The following is a 22,369-nucleotide window of genomic DNA, read 5'->3' as shown; positions in this document are numbered from 1 at the left end:
GATAACCAAAGGAAGCGGTAGTGAGATTCCCCAATCAACGGCTGGCTCAGCTTTTTGAGATGCTGCAAAACGAAACGCTGCCCCAGGATGAACTGGCGCGGCGTTTGTCCGTTTCTACTCGTACGGTTCGGGCCGATATCACGGCGCTTAATGCGCTGATGTCAGGCTTCGGGGCTCAGTTTACGCTTACCCGCGGTGCGGGCTATCAACTGAATATCGAGGATACTGAGCGTTACGGCGAGCTGGTGCAGCATCGTCCGCGTCAGCTTCGTATTCCTCGCACTTCGCCAGAACGCGTGCATTACCTTGTGGTGCGTTTTTTGACGGCGGCGTTTTCACTGAAGCTGGAAGATCTGGCCGAAGAGTGGTTTGTCAGCCGGGCCACGCTGCAAAGCGATATGGCCGAAGTGCGGGAGTGGTTTAACCGCTATCACCTGACTATTGAGACACGCCCGCGCCACGGCATGAAGCTGTTCGGCAGCGAAACGGCTATTCGCGCCTGCCTGACCGATCTGCTGTGGCAGTTAACCTTAGAGGACAGCGAAAATCCGTTATTGACGGAAGAAGCGCTGAACGCGGGTGTCCCGGAGTTGCTCGCCGGTTCGCTGCACGATTGCTTTACCCGCTGCCACATCCGCCTGACCGATGAAGGCGAGCAGTTTATTCGCCTCTATTGTTCGGTGGCGGTTCGTCGCATCAGCGAAGGCTATCCGCTCCCGGAATTTACGGCGGATAACGTTGATGTCCAGGTGAAAGAGGCGGCCAGACAGATTGCCGCTCTTCTTCAGCAACTGGCGGGTAAGCCGCTTTCCGAAGCTGAAGAGCAGTGGCTGCAGGTGCATATCGCCTCGCGGCAGGTGCAGGAAGTGGCGCCGAGCGCGATCAGCGCCGACGATGACGAAGCGCTGGTTAACTACATCCTGCGCTACATCAACACCCACTATAACTACAACCTTCTTAGCGACGAGCAGCTGCACGCCGACCTGCTGACCCACATCAAGACGATGATCACCCGGGTGCGCTACCAGATAAACATCCCGAACCCCCTGCTGGCTAACATCAAACAGCATTATCCGCTGGCTTACGATATGACGCTGGCGGCGGTCTCAAGCTGGGGAAAATATACCCCTTACGCCATCAGTGAAAACGAAATTGGTTTTCTGGTGTTGCACATCGGCGTGGGTCTGGAACGCCATTACAACATTGGTTACCAGAGGCATCCTCGCGTGCTGCTGGTTTGCGATACCGGGAATTCGACGGTGCGTATGCTGCAGGCGATGCTGCTGCGTAAATATCCGCAGGTGGAAGTGACCAACATTATTTCTCTGCGCGACTACGAGCAGCTCGAAACCGTGGATGAGGACTTTGTGATCAGCACGGCGCGCATCAATGAGAAAGAAAAGCCGGTGGTGGTGATGGCGCCGTTCCCGACGGACTATCAGCTCGAGCAGCTTGGCAAGCTGGTGCTGGTGGACAGAACAAGGCCTTACATGCTGGAGAAATTCTTCGATGCCAGCCATTTCCGCATTATCGATCGGCCTATGACTCAGCAGCAGCTGTTCCTGACGCTCTGCGAGCAGCTGGAGCGGGAAGGCGTGGTTGATGCAGATTTTCATCCGTCGGTGGTGGAGCGCGAGGCCATCGTCAGTACCATGCTGGGCGAAGGCATTGCGCTGCCGCACTCGCTGGGCCTGCTGGCGAAAAAAACGGTGGTTTACACCGTGCTGGCGCCGCACGGTATTAGCTGGGGGGATGAGACGGCACACGTGATCTTCCTGCTGGCGATTAGCAAAAGCGAATACGAAGAGGCGATGGCGATTTACGACCTGTTTGTGACGTTCCTGCGTGAGCGAGCGATGGTTCGGCTGCGCGAGAGTAAGGATTTTGACAGTTTTAAAGCGGTGGCGATGGAGTGCCTGAGTAAGCTGTAATCGCTATTGACCCTCACCCAAAAAGGTTTCGGAGGGATTTTCCGGACAGGCTTTGGTTGATTCCCTCTCCCCTGTGGGGAGAGGGTTAGGGTGAGGGGCCGTTATTTCAGAATGGTGAACGCGGTGGTGACGTGCTTCACGCCGCTAACCCGGCTGGCAATATCCGCTGCGGCTTTACCTTCACGTTCGGTCACCAGGCCAAGCAGGAACACCTCGCCATTCTCGGTAGTGACTTTCACGTTAGAGGATTTTACCTGGTCGCTGGTGAGCAACTGAGATCGAACTTTTGTGGTGATCCACGTATCGCTCGACGCGACGCCCAGGCCGACCGGAGCCATAATTCGAATCTCGTTATAGACTTCGGTTGCGCCGTCTACGCCCAGTGCAATTTGCTTAGCGCGAGAAGCGAGATCCGGATTAGGAGACTGACCGGCCAGTAACACTTTGCCCTGGTAAGCCGTCACGTTAATACGCGCTTCTTTCTTGATTTGCTCATCCTTGTTGAGCGCGCTGTTCACGCGTAATTCAAGCGTGCCGTCATCAACCTGAGTCCCAACGGTGCGTGGGTCTGTCGCAGTTTTTGTCGCTACGGCGGCGCTTCCCACAACAACGGCACCGACGCAGCCCTGTAGCAACAGCGCGGAAATAAGAACTGCGACTGGCGTAATGGCCTTCATGTTCATTCCTTCTCCTTTCTCAAAATTAGCTATTAGCCATCCTGGTGGGGAAATAGCGTATTGTCGATCAGATCGCATAAACAGTTTACCGTCAGCATATGCATCTCCTGGATGCGGGCGCTGCGATGAGAAGGGATTCGGATTTCAACATCCTGTGGCCCCAACAATCCTGCCAGTTCGCCGCCGTCATAGCCCGTCAGCGCGACGATGGTCATGTCGCGGGTGACAGCGGCCTCAACCGCTTTGACAATATCACGGCTATTGCCTCGGGTGGAAATCGCCAGCAAAACGTCCCCGGCGTGGCCCAGCGCACGGACCTGTTTGGCATAAACTTCTTCATGCAGACGGTCGTTAGCGATCGCGGTTAAGACCACATTATCTGCATTAAGTGCAATGGCCGGTAAACTAGGGCGCTCTGTTTCAAAACGGTTGATCATGCTGGCAGCAAAATGCTGTGCGTTGGCGGCGGAGGTACCATTGCCACAACAGAGGATTTTGTTGCCGTTCAGCAAAGACTGAACCAGCGTCATCGCGGCACGGGAGATGGCGTCCGGCAGGGCTTCCGCTGCGGCAATCTGAGTTTGAATACTTTCCGTGAAGCAGACTTTGATTCTTTCGAGCACGTTGATTCTACCTGGAGTTTTTTAGATATCGGCGGCAAACGCGTTGGTCAGCCACGCTATTTCATTGCCGGTGAAAGCTAACACATCGAAACGGCAATCTACAGTATCAAAACTTTGACCTTTGCTGCTAAGCCAAACCTGAGCGGCATGCAGCAGGCGCAGCTGCTTGCTGCGCGTTACGCTGGCGGCGGCTCCGCCGAACTTATCGTTACGCCGAAAACGCACTTCCACAAAAACGATAACCTGCTGCTGTTGCATGATGAGGTCGATTTCGCCGCCGCGAACATGCACGTTCGCGGCTACGAAGCGCATTCCCTCGCGCTCAAGATAGCGACGCGCCTGCTGTTCATAGCGCGCGCCGCGTTGCTTGCGGTTCAGGATACCGGAACGATCTGGCCCTGACTGAATTGCAGCCAATTTAACTTCCTGTTAATGACGCAGTCCTGGCTGGCGGTCAGTTGCCCGGTGTTGCCGTTGACCTGGTAGCCCGGCACCTGGCGTATCTGCGAGAAGTGGCTGGCCAGCGTCCAGGCGTCAACGCCCATGGCATACAGACGCGCTAGCGAGTAGTCATTATTGACGCTGCTTAACGCCTGCTGCATCAGCTGTGGATTGCCGCCGGAAAGCATCGGGATTTCGCTAAACTGCAGACCTTCCATTTCCAGACGGTAGTCCGGGCCGTTCACGCCCTGCGAGCTGCGCGAGCTGGCATACAGCTGAGCGCTGCTGCGGCTGCCGGTGCGCATCGCAATCATCGGTTTGATCAGCGCCACTTCTTCAGAGGTCGCAATGATATAGACCGCATCGACGTTGCCGCTGCTGCCTGCAGTGATTTGCGCATCAGTTGGTGCAGCCGGAATAGTCAGCCCGCCAATGGTGACGCCTGGTGGCGTATTGGACGGCGTACTTACCGGGGTGCCAGTCAGGGCAATCCCGGAACCGCTGTTAATGCCGCGCTTCAGGTCGCTCACTGAACCAAATTTCTGCTGCAGTACCAGACCACCACCGAGTTTCTGCCATTCGGTAGCAAAGGCTTTCGCCACCCGGTCGCCCAGAGCGTTTGAAGGGATCAGCATCAGCGGATTGCGGTGGCTTTGCTGCCAGATGTGATCCGCGGCGTCGCGGGCTTCATCCTCTGGAGAAAGTGCGAAATAGCAGATGTTAGGGCGATTCTGCACGTTTTCAGGCTGGTTAAGCGCCAGAATATTTAACGGGCTGTTGGTGCTGGCCAACTGGTCAACATTGTTTTTTAGCAGCGGGCCAACGACCAGCGTGGCGCCGTCCTGCTGTGCCTGGGCCAGAACTTGAGAGAGCGGCTGGCTGCTAGTGTCGTAAATCTTAATTTCTGCCGACGGGTTCGCGGCAACAGATGGTGCGGTTTGCGCGTCTGGCTGGGCAACCGATGCGGCAGGTGTTGCGGTTTTCGGCGTTGCGGCCTGTGCCTTCTGGTCTGTCAGATCGCTGACGGACGCGCTTGCCGGGCTCACTGCAGCATTAGGATCTACGGGGGCTTGGGCCGCTTGCGGCTGAGGCTGTTCTTGAGGCTGAGCAGACTGTTGTTGCGCATTAGGATCTACGGGCTGAGCAGCAGGCTGAACGGCTGCAACCGGTGCGACGCCGTTGTTTTTTGCCGCTTCAAACCCTTGCTCAATCGCGCGGCCAAACACTGCAGCCTGGCCGTTGAGCGGCAGCAGGAGAGCGATTTTACCGGTTGAAGCCGGTTTGAAGTTTTGAACATTCACCAACTGAGTCGGCAGCGTTTTTGAACCCGGATTATTCGGGTAGCGCGTTTGCCAGTCCTGAATCCCGGCTTTCAGCATGTTAGGATCGTTCCGGTTATCGCTCCAGACGTGCTGCAGATCCAGCCAACCCTGCAGGATATTTTCGTCGGCGTTAATCACCAGGCTGTTCATTTGCTCTGGGGAGAACTGCGACAGAACCTGCCAGGTGCCATCAATGTTCTTTTGATGTGCATCGCCTTTCAGCAGCGGTTCCTGAGCAATGTACGCGCGCAGCAGCGCTAAAGACGGGCGTCCCTGAGAAGCGTCAATCACAGCCTGGTAATAACGGCTCTGTTGGCCCTTGTCGAGTGCGCTCGGATCAATCTTTTCCAGCAGGGCAGAGGCGGCGCTGAAATCTTTCTGCGCAATCTTCACTTCCGGCACCAGCAGTTGTTGTTCACGAGCTTGAGCATCGTTGAGCTGCTGCGGCAGTTGGTTATACAACGCCACGGCCTGCTGAGGTTTGCCTTCCTTTAGCAGGGAACGAATGGCGAGTAATTGCCAGTTGGTCTTGCTATCATCTGCACTTTGCTGCATTTGCTGCAGATAGTAAGCGGACCCGGCGGTGGTGTCGCCCTGCAGCAGCGTGGCGGACTGATCCGGCGCCTGGGTTGAACAGCCGGCAAAAATCAGCGCCGCGAGCAACACAGGCAGGCAGCGCCCGGCTTTTGAACGATTCAAGGTTGAGGGTAGCATTCTGTATCCAGTGGTTTTATTTCCCAATGTACAATATTAAATCGGCAATACGGATGAAACAATGAAACAACACGAAACGGCGGCGATTTCAGCCAGTACGCTCTACATCGTCCCGACGCCTATCGGCAACCTCGGGGATATCACCCAGCGGGCCCTCTCGGTGTTGCAAAGCGTTGATCTGATTGCCGCAGAAGATACCCGTCATACCGGACTTTTGCTGCAGCATTTTGCGATTAATGCGCGACTCTTCGCACTTCACGATCACAATGAGCAACAAAAAGCTGAAACGCTGCTGGCGAAGCTGCAGGAAGGCCAAAGCATTGCGCTGGTGTCCGACGCCGGTACGCCGCTGATTAACGACCCGGGTTACCACCTCGTGCGCACCTGTCGCGAAGCGGGAATTCGCGTTGTGCCGCTTCCTGGCCCATGCGCCGCTATCGCTGCACTCAGCGCCGCTGGCTTGCCGTCTGACCGCTTTTGCTACGAAGGTTTTCTGCCTGCAAAATCCAAAGGCCGCCGCGATGCGCTGAAGGCGATTGAGCAGGAACCGAGAACGCTGATTTTCTATGAATCCACCCACCGTCTGCTCGACAGTCTCGATGATATCTGCACGGTGCTGGGTGAATCCCGCTACGTGGTGCTGGCGCGCGAGTTGACCAAAACCTGGGAGTCGATCCACGGCGCGCCCGTAGGCGAGCTGTTGGCATGGGTGAAGGAAGATGAAAACCGCCGCAAAGGCGAAATGGTGCTGATTGTTGAAGGCTTTAAAGTCCAAAGCGATGACGAACTGCCCGCCGAAGCGCTACGTACGCTGGCGTTGCTGCAGACGGAGTTGCCGCTGAAAAAGGCGGCAGCGCTTGCCGCTGAAATTCACGGTGTGAAAAAGAATGCCTTGTACAAATATGCTTTAGAAAACAGCGAGAAGTAGTTTTCTCGAGCCGGCTCCTGGTTTTCACATCGCAACGCGGTTAGCGTTTAAAAAACGAACTCCCTGGTGTTAATTTATGCATGACTGAATGACTTTAAGGGAGTTAAAGTTTATGCCGGTATTGATACCAGGAGATTCAAGGATGGTCGTTTACCCCATCAGTTACAGCCCTGCAGCATTAGAAAGAGCATTCGAGATTTCTGGAACCACGGAAATTCTTGGTGAACCCGCTTTAATCATTTTTCGCAGAGATAAAACTGCGGCGGCGATTATCTATGCTGAACCGACTCTTGATGACAACAACGAACTTCGCCATCTCGTGGTAGCTAAGTTGGATCTTGTTCCTCGTAAAAGCACCAGGCAGGAAGAATCTATTGTTGCCGTGAAGCGCTACTGGGAAGCGAAAGCCGTGACTCAGGTTGAGGGGGTGGTTGTGGAGAGCCCGGCACGTGATACGCGAGTCGCAACCACGCTTTATGAGCATCTTATCCTGGCTAAGGATCTGATCTTAATGAGCGATCATGAGCAGTACTCTGGCGGGCAGGGAATTTGGCGGCGTATTGCACGTTCATCGAAGCACGTTAAGGTGTTTGTGCTGAATACCGAGAATGGGCACTTCTATCCCTATGACGGAGAGCGTGTTTGCTATGACGGTGAAAGCATTCCTGAATCTGAGATTTGGAGCCTGTCTCCTGATGAATCCCGCCGTGGTATTGTGCTGGTGGCAGAGAAGGCTTGTGAATAACAGCGTGAATAAGGCCCGATATATTCGGGCCTTATGATTTTGTTAGCTTACCGGCGTGGCCTCAATCACCAGCGTTTCCAGCGGTTTCAGCGTCACAACCAGCGGCTTGCGGTAGTCGTTGGTTAATGTTCCGTTCTTGCCGTAAACCTGCTTCAGCGTAAAGCGCGTGGCCTCGCCGTTCGGCACTTCAAAGCTCTTACTCAGGTCGAGATAGTAGCTTTGCGGCTTATCTGACGGGTTCCGCAGGCCCAATATAGCTTTCTCTTTACTCCACGATGCCCAGCCGTAAACCTCAAGCTGCGTCGGGTCGCCGCCAACCCAGTGGCTGTCGACCAGCACGCTGCTGTTCGCCCTTGACCACTTCGCCGCGTCGGCAAGCGTGTCCCATTTGGCGTTGTTCAGCATTGACGGCGTGATGTACAGCTCCTGCAGCTGCGTGCCGGTGGCGAAGTAGCTCCAGGCCTGGTCCGCAAAATCCTGGTCCGTTTGTACTTTTTCCAGCCCAAAATAAGCATGTTCGGCGCTGACGATACCGTGATACATCAGTGAGTTAATCGGGAACAGTGGGCCTTTACGCACGATGGAGCGATAAGTTTCCGCGTCGCGATAGGTTATCCACTGCTGTACCGGCGAGCCTTTGCCGTAAACGTTGATGTCATCGCCCTGGCGCCAGATGGAGTCGGCGTAGAACAGCCAGGAGGGGCTGGCATTGGTACCTGTTGTCAGGTTTATAAACAGGTCTTTGTTGGCGGCGCGCATGTTCTTGATAAGCTCGATAGAAGCATCAAAATCAGAGGCGTAGGGGCTGCCCTTGATGTACGAGTTGGCGTTGCCCATGCCGTCGAGCTTAAACGAGGTGATATGTTCGTTTTTGATAAGCCCGATGATTTGCTGATTAAAATTGCGGAAGTAGTTGGGGCCTGAGAGGGCAAATTTGCCGTCCACGGTTTCAAAGCCGTTCTCTTTGGCGTGTGAAACGCGCACGTCGCGTGGTTTGTTATAGCCACCCCATGGTGAGAGCCACAGCCCAACGGAAGTATGCAAACTGTCCGCTTTTTCTTTGATAACACCAAATCCGTGCTTAAACGCCGGGCCAAATAGCCACTTCCCGGTCAAATCGTCCCAGCCGTCATCCAGCAGGAAGCCGTCGAGCTTCACGCCCCGCTTGCTTATCAGTTCGCTGGCGTATTCATCCATGCGGGTCAGCACGTCCTTCTCGGTGTAGGGCGTAAAGAAACCGATGTCCATCCAGCTGTTGTAGTGCAGATAGGGCTGGTAAGGGCGCGGGCGCATGGCGTTGATAAATTCATTAAAGCTACGGCGAAGCTGGTCTGTTGCTTCAAACGTGCCGAAGTAGACCGTATAGGTCACCGGGGCATCGGTTTTAATCGGCGTTTTGAGTTCAACATTCAGATTAGTGGTTGTTTCGTAGGCGTAGGTATTCACGATCGGTTTTTGCGGCAGCATATAGAAACTGTCCGCCACGATGGGGGAACTGTTGATGGCGCCGCTGACATAAGGTGCCTGAGCCTGGCCTTTGGTTGGGAAGAAGGTGATCTTCGCGACTTCTCGAGGCTGGCCTTTGGCCTGCAGCGTATAGTCTACCGCCGCGTATTTGCCCTTCAGCAGCTTCAGGGTCACGTTGACCGAGAAATCGTCCCGCTCGTAATCAATCTGAATGGCATCTGCGGTTTTGCTGACGTTTTTGATTTTAAAGTCGGCGGTATGGATAACTTTTTCGTCCGGCAGCGTCAGGAAAAATAGCTCGATGGGTGCCAGTTTATGGTCGGACAGCCGGTCTTTCACCACTACTGCCGAGACTGAATCGTCGAAAGAGACGGCAAGGTTGGTGTTTTCCAACTGGTACTGAGCCGCCAGCGCGGCGTTGCTCATGAACATAATAAGCAGGGAGCTTTTTATTATTGTCTTCATCAGAGGTCCTTACGTCAGAGAGTTAAAGCGCCGCTGCTGATTCCGGCAGCAACTTATTCGCCGAGCCGCATACAGCGACTTTGCTACGCACCACTTCTTTCATCGCGTCCATGCCGACGCGCATGTAAAAGCGTGGGTCGTTGCCTTCCGGGTTAGCGCCAAACCATTCTTTCACCGCTGCGGCGAAGGCGATTTTTAATTCCGTGGCGACATTCACTTTGCAGACGCCAAGCTCGATGGCACGGCGAACAAACTCGTCAGGCACGTCACTCGCGCCGTGCAGCACTAGCGGGATGCTGACGACGTCGCGGATCTCGCCCAGCCGTTTGAAGTCTATTTTCGGGCGTTTGGTATACAGGCCGTGCGCGGTGCCAATGGCAACCGCCAGGCTATCGACGCCGGTGAGCTCGACAAAACGGCGGGCTTCTTGCGGATCGGTCAGAAAAGCGCTTTCTTCATCCACATCCATGTCGTCTTCCACGCCGCCCAGACGGCCCAGTTCGGCCTCGACGCTGCAGTCGTTGTGGTGGCAAAACTCGACTACGGATCTCACCAACTTCACGTTGTCAGCAAAGGGGAAGTGGCTGCCGTCAATCATGGCGCTGCGCACGCCAGCGTTAACTTTGCGGCTGATGTCCACCAGGCTTTCGTGATGATCGAGGTGCAGCGCCAGTGGTATGCCGTAGCTTTCGGAATAGGCGTGGCACAGCGCGTAAATCTCTTCGAAAGCGATATGTTTAAAAGTGCCCGGTGTACCGGCGAGGATCACTGGGGAATGCAGTTCTTTGCATACTTCAAGAATCGCCTGGATGGTTTCGGCATTGTGGATATTAAACGCCGGTACCGCATAGCCTCTGGCCTGCGCGTCCTGAAGCAGATACTTCGTGGAGATAATGCTCATGATGAACCTCTCAGCCTTTCCAGGGATGAATGACGACGCCTTTAACTACGCGGTTAACCGTGCCGCTGGCGGAGGGCGTGTCCGGCGTAATGCCTGCTTTAACAGAGGAGGTGAGGGCGAAAACCTGGGCATACATCAGGAAGCAAAACGCCTGCTCAACATCGAGGAACGTGCGATCTGCCGCAGGCATCAGGATGTGAGGACCTGATGTGATTTCAGGGCTGATGGAGGCTGAAATGGCGATCGTTTGCATAGCCAGGCCGTCGCGGCGCAGCTCCGCCAGAAGATCCAGATCGTACTGGCGAGTGTACGGATCGCTTGAGACCAGCACGATCGCCAGCGTTTTATTATTGACCAGGGATTTTGGACCGTGCCTGAAGCCGGTGGGTGTGTCATAAAACGCCGCCAGCTTGCCAGCAGTGAGCTCAAGCACCTTCAAAGAGGCTTCTCGCGCCACGCCCTGCAAGCCACCGCTGCCAAGGTAGACCACGCGTTCGTAGGGAAGATCGCCAAACGGGATTTCGCCGAAATTGCCTTGTGAATGAATGACTTGGGCACAGCGGTGAGCGACATCCTGAAATGACTGCGTGTTGATAACGTCCGGGGCGAAAACCCCAAGGCAGCTGGCCATCATGGTCGTGATGCTGCTCGTCATAGCAAAACCACGATCGTGAGTTTCCGCAGGCATCAGCAGCGGCAGTGAACGGTTGTCCTCCAGCGCGCTGCGGTAGAGGCTACCGCCCTCGTTACAGGTGATGGTTATGTGATAGCAGGATTTCACGAGCTGGTTGGCAAGTTCCACCGCAGCGACGCTCTCGGGGCTGTTACCGGAGCGAGCGAAGGAAACCAGCAGCGTGGGCTGTTCAGGGGAGAGATAGTCCAGCGGATTGGTCACCAGATCCGTAGTCGGCACGGCAACAAACTGTTTGCCGGTGTGACGAGACAGCCATGGTGCAATGATGTCGCCGATAAATGCCGAGGTCCCAGCGCCAGTAAGGATAATTTTTAACTTGTCGTTCGCAAGTAGCGGATTAAGGAAGGCGGCGATCTCGTCGCGCGTGCGGTCTATCTGTTGTAGGGAACGGATCCAGCTCACGGGCTGCTGGCGGATCTCTTTTTCAGTCCAGGTCGTGTGGCTGCGATCTGTGGCCGTGGAAGTTTCACTCATGACTCAGTCCTTAGCATTACAGCGTCAGATGTCGGCTTTTTATCGCCCATGATCTTTCGTTTTGTTTCATTTTATGGTTTATAGTGCTTTATGAAAATTTATAGAAAGGAATCGACAAGATCAATATACAAAATGAAATAAAACGAAAATCATGACGCAGATCTTCGTTTGTGAATAATATGTTGTTTTTAATCGTTTTTATTGAAAATAAAACAATTAAGAAAAGAAAAAGAAAGGCCCGTAGCGGATCTCGCCACAGGCCAAAGTGATGCATAATGAAAGCAGCAGGAGCCGCCGCCTGCATTAAACGGGGGGCGAAACTGGAGATGAGCAATCCGATCTTTTACTTCAGATGCCTTCTTCGCTGGCTTCCGTTGCCCGGTGGCGCGCCATCTCGTCGACCAGGCTGGTCAGGCCGCGATGCCCGCATTCCAGCGCCATCCGGCGAAACTCGCTGCCGTTTAGCCCTTCGCGCTCCAGTACCATCTCCAGCAGTAGCTGCAGATTGACGCCTGTAACGACCTCGCGTCCCGGCTTCTCAAGCGCCAGCGTCGAGGCAACACGAAAAGGCGTGCCACCCAGCAAATCCGTCAGAAAGACCAAACCTTCGCGTTCATCCAACTGGCCGATAGCGGCTTGAAATTGTTCCGTCAGCCGTGCGGTGGAGGAGGTTTCTGGAAAGTCGATGGCAATAATCTGCGGCTGCTCGCCAAGGATCTGTTTCATTGCCTGTTCCATCCCACTGGCAAAGCCTCCGTGGCCGCTCAAAATGATGCTTAACATCTGCTTTTCTCCTCAGAGGAAGTGAAGGAACTTCCCAACAACGGCTAAAACGACGGTGATGCAAATCAGGCGCAAAGGGCTCCAGCCACGGCGCACCAGGGCGTACATTGCCAGGGTATAGACCAGCGGCAAAAACGCCGGCATCAGTTTGTCGATGACGTCAGCCTGAAGCTTAACCACCGCATCCCCGGCGGTAATTTCAAGCGTAGTGGACAGGCGAACATAGGTTGCAACGAGGGCGCCGATGACGGTCATCCCGACGATGGAAGCGGCATGCCCTACTTTACGTGTATTGGCCTTAATTAACGGAATGGCCGCCACGCCCATGCGGTAAGCGTAGTGTGCCAGGCCGAAACGCAGACCCAGATGCACCACGTTAAACAGCACGATAAACACGATGGCACCGAGTATCGATCCCTGAAGCGCCAGGCTGGCGCCGATGCCGCCGCAGATTGGCAGCAGCGTCAGCCAGAACATTGCATCCCCGATGCCACCGAGCGGAGCACCAACGGCAATTTTTGTGCTCTGGATGCTGTTTACATCCTGCTTCGAGCGTTCCATCGCCAGAATAATGCCGATCACAAAGGTGACCAGGAACGGATGGGTATTGAAGAACCCCATATGCCCCTGCATCGCCCGCGCCAAATCGCGTTTGTTGGTGTGGATCTTTTTCAGGGCAGGCAGCAGGCCATACAGCCAGCCACAGGCCTGCATACGCTCGTAGTTAAACGAGGCCTGCAGCAACATTGAACGCCATGCCACGCGGTTGATGTCTTTCCGGGTTAGCTCCGCGCCAATCTTCTGATCTTCATAAATATTATCGTTTGCGATGATGTTCTCAGACTCAATGGCCTGTGAAAGCGTTTGGGTATCAGATGCCATCTTCGAATTCCTCTTTCTGGACGCGAGCGGGCTGCGGTGGAGTAGGGTCTTTACGCATCAAATCCATCAGGGCCAGCGCTAGCGCGGCGGCGGCAATCGCCAGCACCGGTAATTTCAACCAGGCTGCGCCAACAAAGCCGATGATGAAGTAGGGGATATAAACGTTTTTCATCATGATTTTCAGCAGTACGGCGAAACCGATAGCCGGCATGATGCCCCCGGCGACGCCCAGCCCGTCAATCAGCCGCGCGGGCAGCATGTCGATGGCCGTTTTGGCATGTTCAGCGCCAAAATAAATGGGTAAGAAGGCACACATAAAATAGAAGATGCCGAGTGCGAGCATCGCCAGATAGTTAATGCGCTCAATGCCATTGGTGTCGGCGTTTGCTGCCATGCGGTCGGCACGCGCCATGACGCCGGACATCACGGAGAACAGGAAGGTGATGCCCATCTGCACCGCAACTGCAAAAGGCACCGCGACGCCGACGGCGACTTCGGGCTTCACGCCGGTGGTAATGGCAAAAGTCGTGCCGACGATGGTGCCAATAATGACGTTAGGCGGCTGCGCGCCGGCGAGCGGAGCCAGGCCCATCCATACCAGCTCCAGTGTGCCGCCGGTGAGAATACCGGTGTGTAAATCGCCAAGAATAAGGCCAACCAGCGGGCCAAGGACGACGGGGCGGTGCATATGGGTCAGGCCGTTGAACATATCCAGACCGGCGATAAAGGCCAGCAGGCCCAGGGCTATCGCTTGCAGTAAGCTGATTTCCATAGCAAATACCTCAGAGAAGTTTATAGAGATCCTGAGCTGATTCCGTCGGTACACCCTGCACAAAACATTCGACGCCGGCCTGCTTCAGGCCGGAGAAGGCGGTAATGTCCTGTTCATCAACCGACACGGTTTTAGCCACCTGCTTTTTGCCTTCGACGTAGTGCATGTTGCCCACGTTGATGCGCGTTACCGGCACGTTGCCGTTTACCAGGGTGAGGAAATCCTGCGGATTTTTGCAGACCAGCAGGATCTTCTGGCGATCCGCTGCGCGGTGAATGTTGTCGATGACTTTTTGCAGCGGCCAGAAGCGCACCGCAATTCCTTCCGCCAGCACCATCTCCATCAGGTTCTGCTGGATGGGATCTTCAGCGACTTCATCATTCGCGACCAGGACCAGGTTTGCGCCGGAAAACCCGACCCACTGCACGCCAACCTGACCGTGGATCAGGCGCTCATCAATGCGGCTTAAGACAATATTTGGCATGGTATTTCCCTTATTATCATTGTGTTAATGAGAATTTTGCTCACCGTGACAGGCCGCGTGATACTGGCGCAGCACATCCTGAATATGGTCGATAATCAGTTCATGAGGTTTAGCCGCCAGCTGTGCTTCCCGCACTTTGGCGTACTGAAGCGGCAGGTACTGGCTGATTAACGGCAGCGGAATAGGCTCGTGGGCAAGGTTCCTGACTAGCACATCGTAAGCCTCATCGATATCGCGATCCGGCCAGTAGTAGCGCACGCGGTCAGAGTAGCTGTAGCCGCGTGCCAGGCGTAGCGCATCGCCGTTGCCGTGATAGTGCTGCTGCCAGTGTTCCGGGTGGTCAAGCATCACGCTTTCCAGGACGTCCCTCAGGCCGGAGCATTTGTGTGCCGGGAGCAGTTCTCGCTCAATGGCTGATAGGGAAAAAAGGGCTTCACGCAGGGCAAAAGTCAGGGCCGGGCCGACTTTTAGGATCGCAAAGTGATCTTCCACTAACTGATGCAGCGCCTGCGTGGTCTGGTAATCCGTTGAATGCGCTTCAAAAACCATCGTTGGCGAATTTGCAATGAGTTTGCTTAGCGCCCGGGCTTTTTCCGGCTGGTAGTCAATCACCTGGGTGTGGTCGAACTCGACGCCGGGTTGCACAACAAGGCCAATAATTCGCGGCCAGATTCCACTTAGCCCCTGTTCTGCAATGGCCTGGCGGTGAGCTTCCAGCGTAGCGTTTGCGGCCTGCGGCGTGGTGACGGCGAGCTCAGCGAGAGTTTCATGGGCACCGCCAGGGACTGGCACTTCAGTACCGATGATGTACACCAAATCGGCATGGCCAAAGTGGTCGATACAGGTTTGCTCGGCAATTAGCGCCAGTCTGGCTGCTCGCCCGGCAACGACGTCATCCGTGAGCGGCACCGGATCGTCTGCACAAGACATGCTGCAGTCGAGGTGTATTTTCTTGAAGCCTGCGGCGACATAGCTACGAATCAGCTCTTCGGCATGGGACATTGCTTCTTCTGCAGGCCGGGTTTGCCAGCGGTTTGGCCCAAGATGATCGCCGCCGAGTATCAGGTTGGCATAAGGAAAGCGGTGTTGTTCCGCGAGTTGATAAACGAAACCGCAGAAATCCGCAGGCGTCATTCCGGTATAGCCGCCGTACTGGTCCACCTGGTTAGAGGTCGCTTCAATAAGCAAGCTGGTGTCGGCTTCGCGAGCGTGGCGCATGGCGGCCTCAAGCACCAGCGGATGCGCGGAGCACACCGCAAAGATCCCGCACTGGTTGTTCCGTTTATGGTTAGCGACAAATTCGATCAACTGTTTCACTTTCCTCTCCACGGCGATGGGTTAAAACATTTTCTTTCGATTCATTTCATTTAATCGTGCCTGAATGACGATTGAGAATAAAAAGAAAGATATTGGAATTGCGATCTGTTTCGCAAAAGAAACATAATGAAAGGCATTGATGTGCTGACTGGGCCTTTTGAATGAAAATTCCCGGGGCTTGCTTTCTGCTAAAAGAAAGGTGTTAATAGGCAAATAGAAATGAAACGAAAGATATATTGAAAGGTTATCCTATGAGCAACAGCGATACCGCAACGGACAAACGTATTCCGGGTACCAGCGAAAGGCGCGAGCAGATTATTCAGCGCCTTCGCCAGCAGGGAAGCGTGCAGGTAAATGATTTATCTTCTTTTTTTGGTGTTTCTACCGTCACCATTCGCAACGATCTCGCGTTTCTTGAAAAGCAGGGCATTGCGGTTCGTGCCTACGGCGGAGCGCTGATTTGTGAGCCCGGCAGCGTCGTAGCAGAGCCTTCGGTGGAGGATAAAAGCTCGCTGAATACTTCACTGAAGCGCAGCATCGCGCGTGTAGCGGCGGACTTGATCCAGCCCGGCGACAAGGTGATTCTTGACTCCGGCACCACGACATATGAAATCGCCCGGCTAATGCGCCAGCATAAAGAAGTGATCGCCATGACCAACGGTATCAACGTGGCTAATGCGTTGTTAGAAGCTGAAGGGGTTGAGGTGCTGATGACCGGCGGGCACCTGCGTCGCCAGTCGCTATCGTTTTACGGCGACAGCGCGGAACAGTCGCTGCAAAATTATCATTTCGACATGCTGTTCCTCGGGGTGGATGCTATCGACCCGGAACGCGGTGTGAGTACCCATAACGAGGATGAAGCGCGCCTCAACCGCAAGATGTGCGAAGTCGCCGAGCGTATTATCGTGGTGACAGATTCCAGTAAATTTAACCGCTCCAGCCTGCATAAAATCATCGATATCCAGCGCATTCACCGGGTAATCACCGATAAAGGCATTCCTGCAGATAGCCTGAGCGCGCTGCGTAAGAGCGGGATTGAGGTTGTGCTGGTGGGCGACTAGCTTTTCGTTTCTGGCGGGCCCGCGTGACAGGGGAGATGAAACCCTCTATACTGCGCGCCGAAGCTGACCAGACAGTCGCCGCTTCGTCGTCGTCCTCTTCGGGGGAGACGGGCGAGGGGGAGGAAAGTCCGGGCTCCATAGGGCAGGGTGCCAGGTAACGCCTGGGGGGGAAACCCACGACCAGTGCAACAGAGAGCAAACCGCCGATGGCCCGCGCAAGCGGGATCAGGTAAGGGTGAAAGGGTGCGGTAAGAGCGCACCGCGCGGCTGGTAACAGTCCGTGGCACGGTAAACTCCACCCGGAGCAAGGCCAAATAGGGGTTCACATGGTACGGCCCGTACTGAACCCGGGTAGGCTGCTTGAGCCAGTGAGCGATTGCTGGCCTAGATGAATGACTGTCCACGACAGAACCCGGCTTATCGGTCAGCTTCAACTTCTTAATAAACGCCCCGCAGGTGCAAGTTTGCGGGGCGTTTTGTTTTCAACACAGCCTATTTCAGCGTTTTAAGCATGCAGATCTCACAGCTGTTGTGGCCGGTGTTGCCCAGGCTGCCGTCCAGATGCTTGAAACCGAACGCTTCGTAGAGTGAGACCGCCGAGCTGAGTTCATTTAGCGTTTCCAGGTAGCAGTATCGATAGCCGAACGCTTCGGCTTGCTCTATCGCCAGCGCCATCAGGCGTCTTCCCAGGCCCATGCCCGTCACGCTGCTGTCCAGATAGAGTTTCTGTAATTCACAATATTCTTCACCTGCGCCCTGCAGCGGGGCGATGCCAACGCCGCCTAAAATCTTGCCTTCGTGTTCAACTACCCAGTAGCCGGAACCGGAGTTTTGGTAGGCGCTGGTCAGGTCATTCAGCGCCGGATCGTGCAGGCTCACGCCTTCCAGATGATCGATTTTATTATCGCGGAAGCTTTGGCGGATCACGTCGGCAATAGCGAGATTGTCCTCTGCGCGAATGGGCCGGATCTTAACCTGAAGATCCCGCTGGCTGCGGGCATTGACCAGCGCGCGAGTCAGCGATTTGACCGACTGATAGATCTGCTGCTTTTCGCTGTCTGATGCCAGAGAAAGGGCCTGGGCCGTGAAGTCGTTAGCGTGTTCGGTGAGATCTTTCAGCGCGATAACTCCCTCGTCGCTCAGGTTGAACACAGTGGCTCTCCCGTCGCTTTCATCCTGCGTTCTTGCCAGCAGATGGGCACTTTCAAGACCGCGAAGCGTTCTGCTAATGCTGGATTTTTCCACGCACAGGCGGCGGGCGAGCTCCGTTACCCCGGCTGGCTCGCGATCAAGTTCGATCAAAATATGGCTTTGTAACGGCGACAGATCGGTCCCGCTGCTTTTCCGGTTCAGCATGCCCAGCTCGCGCACCATCTCGCGCAGCGCGGCGCGGAATTCTTCAATTTCGTTGGTCTGCATAGCAACTCACATCAATGAGGGAAATGTATTTGGTTAACACCGTTAACTAGTTTGTGTATCATACCGAAATTAAACAGGCAGGCAAGTGACCAGGAGGGCAGGATGCAAAACAGAGAACCGGATGCAACGGACAGAAGGATTGTGATCGGCACGATCGTTGCCGTGCTGTGCTTTTACATTGCGGTTGCGGTGGGATCGCTTTGAGCCTCTGTCGGCAAACAAGTGCGCTTTGGCGGGTATTTGTCATAATGCTCCTCAAGTTTCACTGTGGCGAAAAATCATGATCAAATCCCTGTACATCGACAACTACCGTTCCGTGCGTAAGCTTTCCATTGATTTGGGCAGGTTGAATGTGGTGTTTGGGCCAAACGGGTGCGGTAAGTCTAATATTTATAAGGCGATCCATCTGATCCACGGCGCGGGGAGTGGGCAACTGTCTCATTGGCTTTCTGATGAAGGCGGGATCCAGAAAGCCATGTGGGCGGGCGATCGTGCCCGCGGCTACGCCAGCGCGCCGCGCAGGCTGACGCTGGCAGTCGAAACTGACACGTTTGAATATGAACTGCAGGTGGGCTTCCCCGAGCCGCTGCCGTACCCGACGATGTTTGGCCTCGATCCTATCGTTAAAGAGGAGCAAATTTGGCTCAGCGGCTACCGGCGGCGCCCTTCGTCGTCGGTCATGCAGCGGCGCAATCAGACGGTTTTCCTTAATAACGTCAACGGTGAAAAGGTCACTCACGCCGCCACGCTGTACGAAAATGAATCCCTCTTTGGCCAGCTTGGCGAGCCGCATTTGTACCCGGAAGTCTCCAGCGCCAGGGAGACGCTGCGTAACTGGCGCTTCTACCACGAGTTCGATATTTCCAAAGGCGCTGGCCTGAGGCTGCCGCAGGTGGGCTATCGTTCTCCGGTGCTGTCCGGCGATGGCTTAAACCTGGCCGCCGCATTTCAGACCATCGTCGAAATTGGCGACAGCGAGCTGATGTTTACCGTGCTGGAGCAGGCTTTCCCGGAATGTACGTTTTTCTGTGATAACAGCGGCGGGCGCTTTCAGATGATGATGAACCGGCAGGGGATTAATCGCCCGCTGGAGTCCGCGGAGTTTTCAGACGGCACGCTGCGCTTTCTCTGCCTGGCGGTGGCGCTGCTCAGCCCGAGGCCGCCGCAGTTTATCGCGCTTAATGAGCCTGAGAATAGCCTGCATCCGCAAATGCTCCCGGCGCTTGCCCGCCTGATTGCCGAGGCAAGTCGTTACACGCAAATTTGGCTCACCAGCCACTCGCCTGAACTGGCAACCCTTATTGAAAAACATACGGCGTTTACGCTGTACGAGTTAGGCATTGAGAAAGGGGAAACCACGATGACCCAGCTGGCCTGACGCCGCTTTCCCTTCCCCGTAAGGAGAAGGGAAACGTAAGGTTACAGGCTACCGGCGATGGTGATGTAGTCGGTATAAAGCTGCGGGGCACCAGAGAAGGAAGCCAGTTCGCGCCATTCGTCGTACATTCTTTCGCTTTCCTGATGATCCTTCACAAACTGCAGCGATTTCTCCGTGGAGACGTCCAGTTCCGGGTGGAAAGAGTTTAGCGAGGCGAGGCTCTCTATCTCGAGCATCACGAGATATTGCTCGATGCGGTTGCCGCCGGTGCCTTTCAACATATGGAATTTCCAGCCTGGGTAGTCGTCAATACGGTGAACGTTGTCGCGGATAAATGCATCGAAAGTCTGCGGTGAAACACCTGAACGCAGCGCCAGATTGTGCAACCCGACGACACGTTTAATCGGTTCCTGCCCGTCGCGTAGCTGGTAGTTTGGCCCTTCTGCCAAAGAGCTATGTTCGTTTTCAGCGAGCTGCTGATAGGTGGAGAAAATCGTTGGCAGCTCGCCAAACGTCGCGAAGGTTTTCCAGGTGTTGATAAGCTCAATGCCCGCAGGATGATCGCGCCAAAAAGCACGCGCCTGCTCGGTTTGTTCCCCCTGGCTATCGATATAGCGCGCGTAGCTGTCGGCATTTTCTGCTTCGTACAACATCAGGTATTGGTTCTGACGCTCGCCGCGCAGGCCTTTCAGCAAGGTCCAGCGCCAGCCCGGATAGGCGGGGATTTGCACGCCTTTGGCTTGCACAAAGGCTTCGAACGTCTCTTCGGTGACGCCCTTTTTCAGGTTAAGGCCCACATAGTGAAGACTGAATACTGCCGGTGATGACTGACTCATACAAACTCCTGTTTCGTTAACGCTGGCGAGAAATAAATGGCGAACCTGAAGCCACAAACAAAAGCAGCAACAGGGCACCGCTGAAGGTCAAACTGAGCCCAATGTGATGGGCGATAAAGCCAATCAATGCAGGCCCTGCGAGCAGGCCGCTGTAGCCAAAAAGCGTGACGGCAGGGATGGAGAAATCTGCTGAAACTCCCGGCTGGTTACCGGCAGAGGTAAAGAGAATGGGAATAATGTTGGCGAGCCCGGCTCCGACCAGGATAAATCCCGGCAGGGTGCCCCACTGGGTAAAGACGAGCAGGGCAATCCCGGTGCCAGCAATGGCGCAGCCGAGGAGCAGCACGAGCTTGCCGCCCAGGGCGCTGACCAGGCGATCGCCGCTGAGCCGCCCAAGCGTGACGGTAATGGAATATAAGGTGTAGCCGAAGCCCGCTAGCGAAGCACTCATACCTCGCTCGGAGGTCATAAATACTGCCGACCAGTCCAGCATGGCGCCTTCAAGCATAAAGACGAAAAAGCAAAGTACCGCGATGACCAGCACGGGCGGATGGCTCAGCACGTGTAACGTCTCGCCTTTGCCGCTCGTGGCTTTATTCTGTTTAGGCAAAATGTTGCGGGAAGAAGCGAAGAGCAGCAAAGCCAGAAAAATGGCAATAGCGGACACGGCAAGCAGCGGAGTCGCCCCCAGCCACAGAAAGAAGCTGACGCTACCCGCACCGGCAATGCTGCCGATGCTGTAAAAGCCGTGAAAGCCGGACATTTTTGCCTGCTCACTTTCCTGTTCGACTACCACTGCGTGGGCGTTCATGGCAACGTCGAGCAGACCGTTGAAGGTGCCGAAGAGCAGCAAAGCCAGCGCCATGGCTTCGCGCTGGTCAAACAGCATCAGCAGCGGTAAATCCGCGGCAAGCCCCAGCACGCTGAGGATCATCAGCCGACGGCCGCCAAATTTTGTGATCAGGCGGCCGGTAAACGGCATGACGAGCATTGAGCCTGCGGCGATGCAAAAGAGCAGTAGCCCTAAAGCGCCGTCGTTAATATCGAGCCTCGCTTTGGCGAAAGGAATTAACGGGGCCCAGGACGACATGGCTAAACCGGCCATAAAAAATATGGCGCGTGTGGCGTGCTGTTCCCGCGACTGTACGTCCGCCAGGGTTGGGGTTGAGTTAATCGTCATAGTAATTTCGTGACTCAGTGTGTGGATTCACTCGCGTGAATGCGTCGTGCCCGGTCCTTCGGGCACGCGCGGCGGTAAGCGTTAATTAAGGCTTTCTGCTACCGAGAGGTAATCGGTATAGATTTGCGGTGACCCGGAAAACGAGGCGAGTTTTTTCCATTCCTCGTACATTTGTTTGGTATCGCGGTGCGCTTTGGCGAATTTGGCCGCTTCGTCGGTGGCAATATCCGGCTCCGGGTAAAAGACATCCAGTGCCTCCAGGCTGGCGATTTCCATCAGCACCACATACTGATCGAGCCGGTTACCCCGCTCCCCTTTCAACAGCCGGAATTTCCAGTCCGGGTAATCTTCAATCCGGTGATGGTTACCCTCGATAAAACTTTCAAACTGTTCGGCACTGACGTTGGGGCGCAACGCCAGGTTGTGAATACCAATCACCCGAGCAACCGGGGGCTGCTGCTGATAGCGGGGACCCGGCTGGACGGTACTTTTCTTATTTTCCGCCAGCAGGCGATAATCGGTGAACAGGGTTGGCAGTTCGCTGAACGTGCCGTAGCTACGCCATTCTGCCAGCAGCGCTTCGGCTTCAGGATGCTGCCGCCAGAACTCACGAGCCTGTCCGGTCTGGTTGCCGTCTGCGGCCATATAGCGATCCCGCATTGCCGCATTTTCGATTTCAAACAGCATCAAATATTGCCCTGCACGTTCGCCGCGCAGCCCGCGAAGCAGCGTCCAGCGCCAGCCTGGATAGCAGGGAATATGCACGCCTTTGTTTTGCACAAAGGTTTCAAATGCCTGCTGGGTAATGCCTGCTTCGGTGTCGATAGCGATGTAAAACAGACTGAAAACCGGCGTAGTTGAAGAGTGGCTCATGG

21 protein-coding genes and 1 other RNA gene are annotated in these 22,369 nt (G+C 55.1%); 6 read left to right on the top strand and 16 right to left on the bottom strand.

The features are described 5' to 3' along the window. Window positions 1-20 precede the first annotated feature (20 nt). Window positions 21-1,931 carry a BglG family transcription antiterminator gene (locus tag B9Y90_RS13310; protein ID WP_085541492.1) on the top strand — a complete coding sequence of 637 codons (1,911 nt, stop codon included), beginning with the start codon at window positions 21-23 and terminating at the stop codon, window positions 1,929-1,931. Window positions 1,932-2,032: 101 nt separating this feature from the next. Here the strand turns inward: B9Y90_RS13310 and dolP are convergent, their stop codons facing one another. Genes dolP through B9Y90_RS13290 form a run of 4 tightly spaced genes read right to left on the bottom strand, consistent with a single transcriptional unit; the run spans window position 2,033 to window position 5,708 of the window. Next, complete coding sequence (dolP, locus tag B9Y90_RS13305; protein WP_008453679.1) at window positions 2,033-2,608, bottom strand: division/outer membrane stress-associated lipid-binding lipoprotein; 576 nt, start codon at window positions 2,606-2,608, stop codon at window positions 2,033-2,035. Between the two features lie 32 nt (window positions 2,609-2,640). Next, the gene (gene diaA, locus B9Y90_RS13300) at window positions 2,641-3,231 is read right to left on the bottom strand and encodes a DnaA initiator-associating protein DiaA (protein ID WP_008453676.1); all 591 of its coding nucleotides are present in this window, start codon (window positions 3,229-3,231) and stop codon (window positions 2,641-2,643) included. Window positions 3,232-3,252: 21 nt separating this feature from the next. Beyond that, window positions 3,253-3,648 carry a YraN family protein gene (locus tag B9Y90_RS13295; protein ID WP_085541491.1) on the bottom strand — a complete coding sequence of 132 codons (396 nt, stop codon included), beginning with the start codon at window positions 3,646-3,648 and terminating at the stop codon, window positions 3,253-3,255. Then, the gene (locus B9Y90_RS13290) at window positions 3,606-5,708 is read right to left on the bottom strand and encodes a penicillin-binding protein activator (RefSeq protein WP_085541490.1); all 2,103 of its coding nucleotides are present in this window, start codon (window positions 5,706-5,708) and stop codon (window positions 3,606-3,608) included. The genes B9Y90_RS13295 and B9Y90_RS13290 overlap by 43 nt, the downstream gene beginning before the upstream one ends. A gap of 61 nt (window positions 5,709-5,769) precedes the next feature. Here B9Y90_RS13290 and rsmI point away from each other — a divergent pair, with 61 nt between their 5' ends. Further along, a complete protein-coding gene (rsmI, locus tag B9Y90_RS13280; protein ID WP_039289618.1) occupies window positions 5,770-6,636 on the top strand; it encodes a 16S rRNA (cytidine(1402)-2'-O)-methyltransferase in 867 nt (288 codons plus the stop codon). Window positions 6,637-6,778: 142 nt separating this feature from the next. Further along, window positions 6,779-7,381, top strand: a complete 603-nt coding sequence (locus tag B9Y90_RS13275; protein ID WP_039289619.1) for a hypothetical protein — start codon at window positions 6,779-6,781, stop codon at window positions 7,379-7,381. A gap of 42 nt (window positions 7,382-7,423) precedes the next feature. Here the strand turns inward: B9Y90_RS13275 and B9Y90_RS13270 are convergent, their stop codons facing one another. The 8 genes from B9Y90_RS13270 to kbaZ all read right to left on the bottom strand — a co-directional run bounded on the left by B9Y90_RS13270 (window position 7,424) and on the right by kbaZ (window position 15,620). Next, window positions 7,424-9,313 carry an alpha-galactosidase gene (locus B9Y90_RS13270; RefSeq protein ID WP_085541489.1) on the bottom strand — a complete coding sequence of 630 codons (1,890 nt, stop codon included), beginning with the start codon at window positions 9,311-9,313 and terminating at the stop codon, window positions 7,424-7,426. Between the two features lie 22 nt (window positions 9,314-9,335). Then, complete coding sequence (kbaY, locus tag B9Y90_RS13265; protein ID WP_085541488.1) at window positions 9,336-10,214, bottom strand: tagatose-bisphosphate aldolase subunit KbaY; 879 nt, start codon at window positions 10,212-10,214, stop codon at window positions 9,336-9,338. 10 nt (window positions 10,215-10,224) lie between these two features. After that, the gene (locus B9Y90_RS13260) at window positions 10,225-11,382 is read right to left on the bottom strand and encodes an SIS domain-containing protein (RefSeq protein WP_085541487.1); all 1,158 of its coding nucleotides are present in this window, start codon (window positions 11,380-11,382) and stop codon (window positions 10,225-10,227) included. Between the two features lie 348 nt (window positions 11,383-11,730). Next, window positions 11,731-12,165: a PTS galactosamine/N-acetylgalactosamine transporter subunit IIA gene (gene agaF, locus B9Y90_RS13255; protein WP_039289633.1), complete on the bottom strand. Its 435-nt coding sequence runs from the start codon at window positions 12,163-12,165 to the stop codon at window positions 11,731-11,733. A gap of 12 nt (window positions 12,166-12,177) precedes the next feature. Further along, window positions 12,178-13,047: a PTS N-acetylgalactosamine transporter subunit IID gene (agaE, locus tag B9Y90_RS13250; RefSeq protein WP_085541486.1), complete on the bottom strand. Its 870-nt coding sequence runs from the start codon at window positions 13,045-13,047 to the stop codon at window positions 12,178-12,180. Beyond that, window positions 13,037-13,819: a PTS N-acetylgalactosamine transporter subunit IIC gene (agaW, locus tag B9Y90_RS13245; RefSeq protein WP_039289638.1), complete on the bottom strand. Its 783-nt coding sequence runs from the start codon at window positions 13,817-13,819 to the stop codon at window positions 13,037-13,039. The genes agaE and agaW overlap by 11 nt, the downstream gene beginning before the upstream one ends. 10 nt (window positions 13,820-13,829) lie before the next feature. Next, window positions 13,830-14,303, bottom strand: a complete 474-nt coding sequence (gene agaV / locus B9Y90_RS13240; RefSeq protein ID WP_061274525.1) for a PTS N-acetylgalactosamine transporter subunit IIB — start codon at window positions 14,301-14,303, stop codon at window positions 13,830-13,832. A 24-nt stretch (window positions 14,304-14,327) separates the two neighbouring features. After that, window positions 14,328-15,620 carry a tagatose-bisphosphate aldolase subunit KbaZ gene (kbaZ, locus tag B9Y90_RS13235; RefSeq protein WP_085541485.1) on the bottom strand — a complete coding sequence of 431 codons (1,293 nt, stop codon included), beginning with the start codon at window positions 15,618-15,620 and terminating at the stop codon, window positions 14,328-14,330. 251 nt (window positions 15,621-15,871) lie between these two features. Between kbaZ and B9Y90_RS13230 the strand changes: the two genes are divergently transcribed. Together B9Y90_RS13230 and rnpB are read left to right on the top strand one after the other, a co-directional pair. Further along, on the top strand, window positions 15,872-16,681 hold the full coding sequence (locus B9Y90_RS13230; protein ID WP_008453648.1) for a DeoR family transcriptional regulator: 810 nt from the start codon (window positions 15,872-15,874) through the stop codon (window positions 16,679-16,681). A 59-nt stretch (window positions 16,682-16,740) separates the two neighbouring features. After that, window positions 16,741-17,117, top strand: an RNA gene (rnpB, locus tag B9Y90_RS13225) — RNase P RNA component class A. Window positions 17,118-17,173: 56 nt separating this feature from the next. Here rnpB and B9Y90_RS13220 read toward each other — a convergent pair. Then, window positions 17,174-18,100: a bifunctional helix-turn-helix transcriptional regulator/GNAT family N-acetyltransferase gene (locus B9Y90_RS13220; protein ID WP_085541484.1), complete on the bottom strand. Its 927-nt coding sequence runs from the start codon at window positions 18,098-18,100 to the stop codon at window positions 17,174-17,176. 280 nt (window positions 18,101-18,380) lie between these two features. On the opposite strand from B9Y90_RS13220, the gene B9Y90_RS13215 reads away from it, so the two are divergent. Further along, on the top strand, window positions 18,381-19,478 hold the full coding sequence (locus B9Y90_RS13215; RefSeq protein WP_085541483.1) for an AAA family ATPase: 1,098 nt from the start codon (window positions 18,381-18,383) through the stop codon (window positions 19,476-19,478). Window positions 19,479-19,519: 41 nt separating this feature from the next. On the opposite strand, the gene B9Y90_RS13210 is transcribed toward B9Y90_RS13215, so the two are convergent. The 3 genes from B9Y90_RS13210 to B9Y90_RS13200 all read right to left on the bottom strand — a co-directional run bounded on the left by B9Y90_RS13210 (window position 19,520) and on the right by B9Y90_RS13200 (window position 22,367). Continuing rightward, complete coding sequence (locus tag B9Y90_RS13210) at window positions 19,520-20,314, bottom strand: hypothetical protein (protein WP_085541482.1); 795 nt, start codon at window positions 20,312-20,314, stop codon at window positions 19,520-19,522. A gap of 16 nt (window positions 20,315-20,330) precedes the next feature. Then, window positions 20,331-21,494: an MFS transporter gene (locus B9Y90_RS13205; RefSeq protein WP_085541481.1), complete on the bottom strand. Its 1,164-nt coding sequence runs from the start codon at window positions 21,492-21,494 to the stop codon at window positions 20,331-20,333. An 81-nt stretch (window positions 21,495-21,575) separates the two neighbouring features. Beyond that, entirely contained in the window at window positions 21,576-22,367 is a 792-nt protein-coding gene (locus B9Y90_RS13200) for a hypothetical protein (protein ID WP_085541480.1), read from the bottom strand. Window positions 22,368-22,369 lie beyond the last annotated feature (2 nt).

Source organism: Cedecea sp. NFIX57, from assembly GCF_900177785.1.
Lineage (GTDB): Bacteria > Pseudomonadota > Gammaproteobacteria > Enterobacterales > Enterobacteriaceae > Cedecea > Cedecea neteri_C.
Note: the sequence above shows the minus strand (reverse complement) of the source record. Positions and strands in the feature narration are given on the sequence as shown.

Bases quoted from the DNA above. Each gene is read 5' to 3' on its own strand.
- dolP (WP_008453679.1), bottom strand. From the start codon at position 2,608: ATGAAGGCCATTACGCCAGTCGCAGTTCTTATTTCCGCGCTGTTGCTA.
- B9Y90_RS13290 (WP_085541490.1), bottom strand. From the start codon at position 5,708: ATGCTACCCTCAACCTTGAATCGTTCAAAAGCCGGGCGCTGCCTGCCT.
- rsmI (WP_039289618.1), top strand. From the start codon at position 5,770: ATGAAACAACACGAAACGGCGGCGATTTCAGCCAGTACGCTCTACATC.
- B9Y90_RS13275 (WP_039289619.1), top strand. From the start codon at position 6,779: ATGGTCGTTTACCCCATCAGTTACAGCCCTGCAGCATTAGAAAGAGCA.
- B9Y90_RS13270 (WP_085541489.1), bottom strand. From the start codon at position 9,313: ATGAAGACAATAATAAAAAGCTCCCTGCTTATTATGTTCATGAGCAAC.
- kbaY (WP_085541488.1), bottom strand. From the start codon at position 10,214: ATGAGCATTATCTCCACGAAGTATCTGCTTCAGGACGCGCAGGCCAGA.
- B9Y90_RS13260 (WP_085541487.1), bottom strand. From the start codon at position 11,382: ATGAGTGAAACTTCCACGGCCACAGATCGCAGCCACACGACCTGGACT.
- agaF (WP_039289633.1), bottom strand. From the start codon at position 12,165: ATGTTAAGCATCATTTTGAGCGGCCACGGAGGCTTTGCCAGTGGGATG.
- agaE (WP_085541486.1), bottom strand. From the start codon at position 13,047: ATGGCATCTGATACCCAAACGCTTTCACAGGCCATTGAGTCTGAGAAC.
- agaW (WP_039289638.1), bottom strand. From the start codon at position 13,819: ATGGAAATCAGCTTACTGCAAGCGATAGCCCTGGGCCTGCTGGCCTTT.
- agaV (WP_061274525.1), bottom strand. From the start codon at position 14,303: ATGCCAAATATTGTCTTAAGCCGCATTGATGAGCGCCTGATCCACGGT.
- B9Y90_RS13230 (WP_008453648.1), top strand. From the start codon at position 15,872: ATGAGCAACAGCGATACCGCAACGGACAAACGTATTCCGGGTACCAGC.
- B9Y90_RS13220 (WP_085541484.1), bottom strand. From the start codon at position 18,100: ATGCAGACCAACGAAATTGAAGAATTCCGCGCCGCGCTGCGCGAGATG.
- B9Y90_RS13215 (WP_085541483.1), top strand. From the start codon at position 18,381: ATGATCAAATCCCTGTACATCGACAACTACCGTTCCGTGCGTAAGCTT.
- B9Y90_RS13210 (WP_085541482.1), bottom strand. From the start codon at position 20,314: ATGAGTCAGTCATCACCGGCAGTATTCAGTCTTCACTATGTGGGCCTT.
- B9Y90_RS13205 (WP_085541481.1), bottom strand. From the start codon at position 21,494: ATGACGATTAACTCAACCCCAACCCTGGCGGACGTACAGTCGCGGGAA.
- B9Y90_RS13200 (WP_085541480.1), bottom strand. From the start codon at position 22,367: ATGAGCCACTCTTCAACTACGCCGGTTTTCAGTCTGTTTTACATCGCT.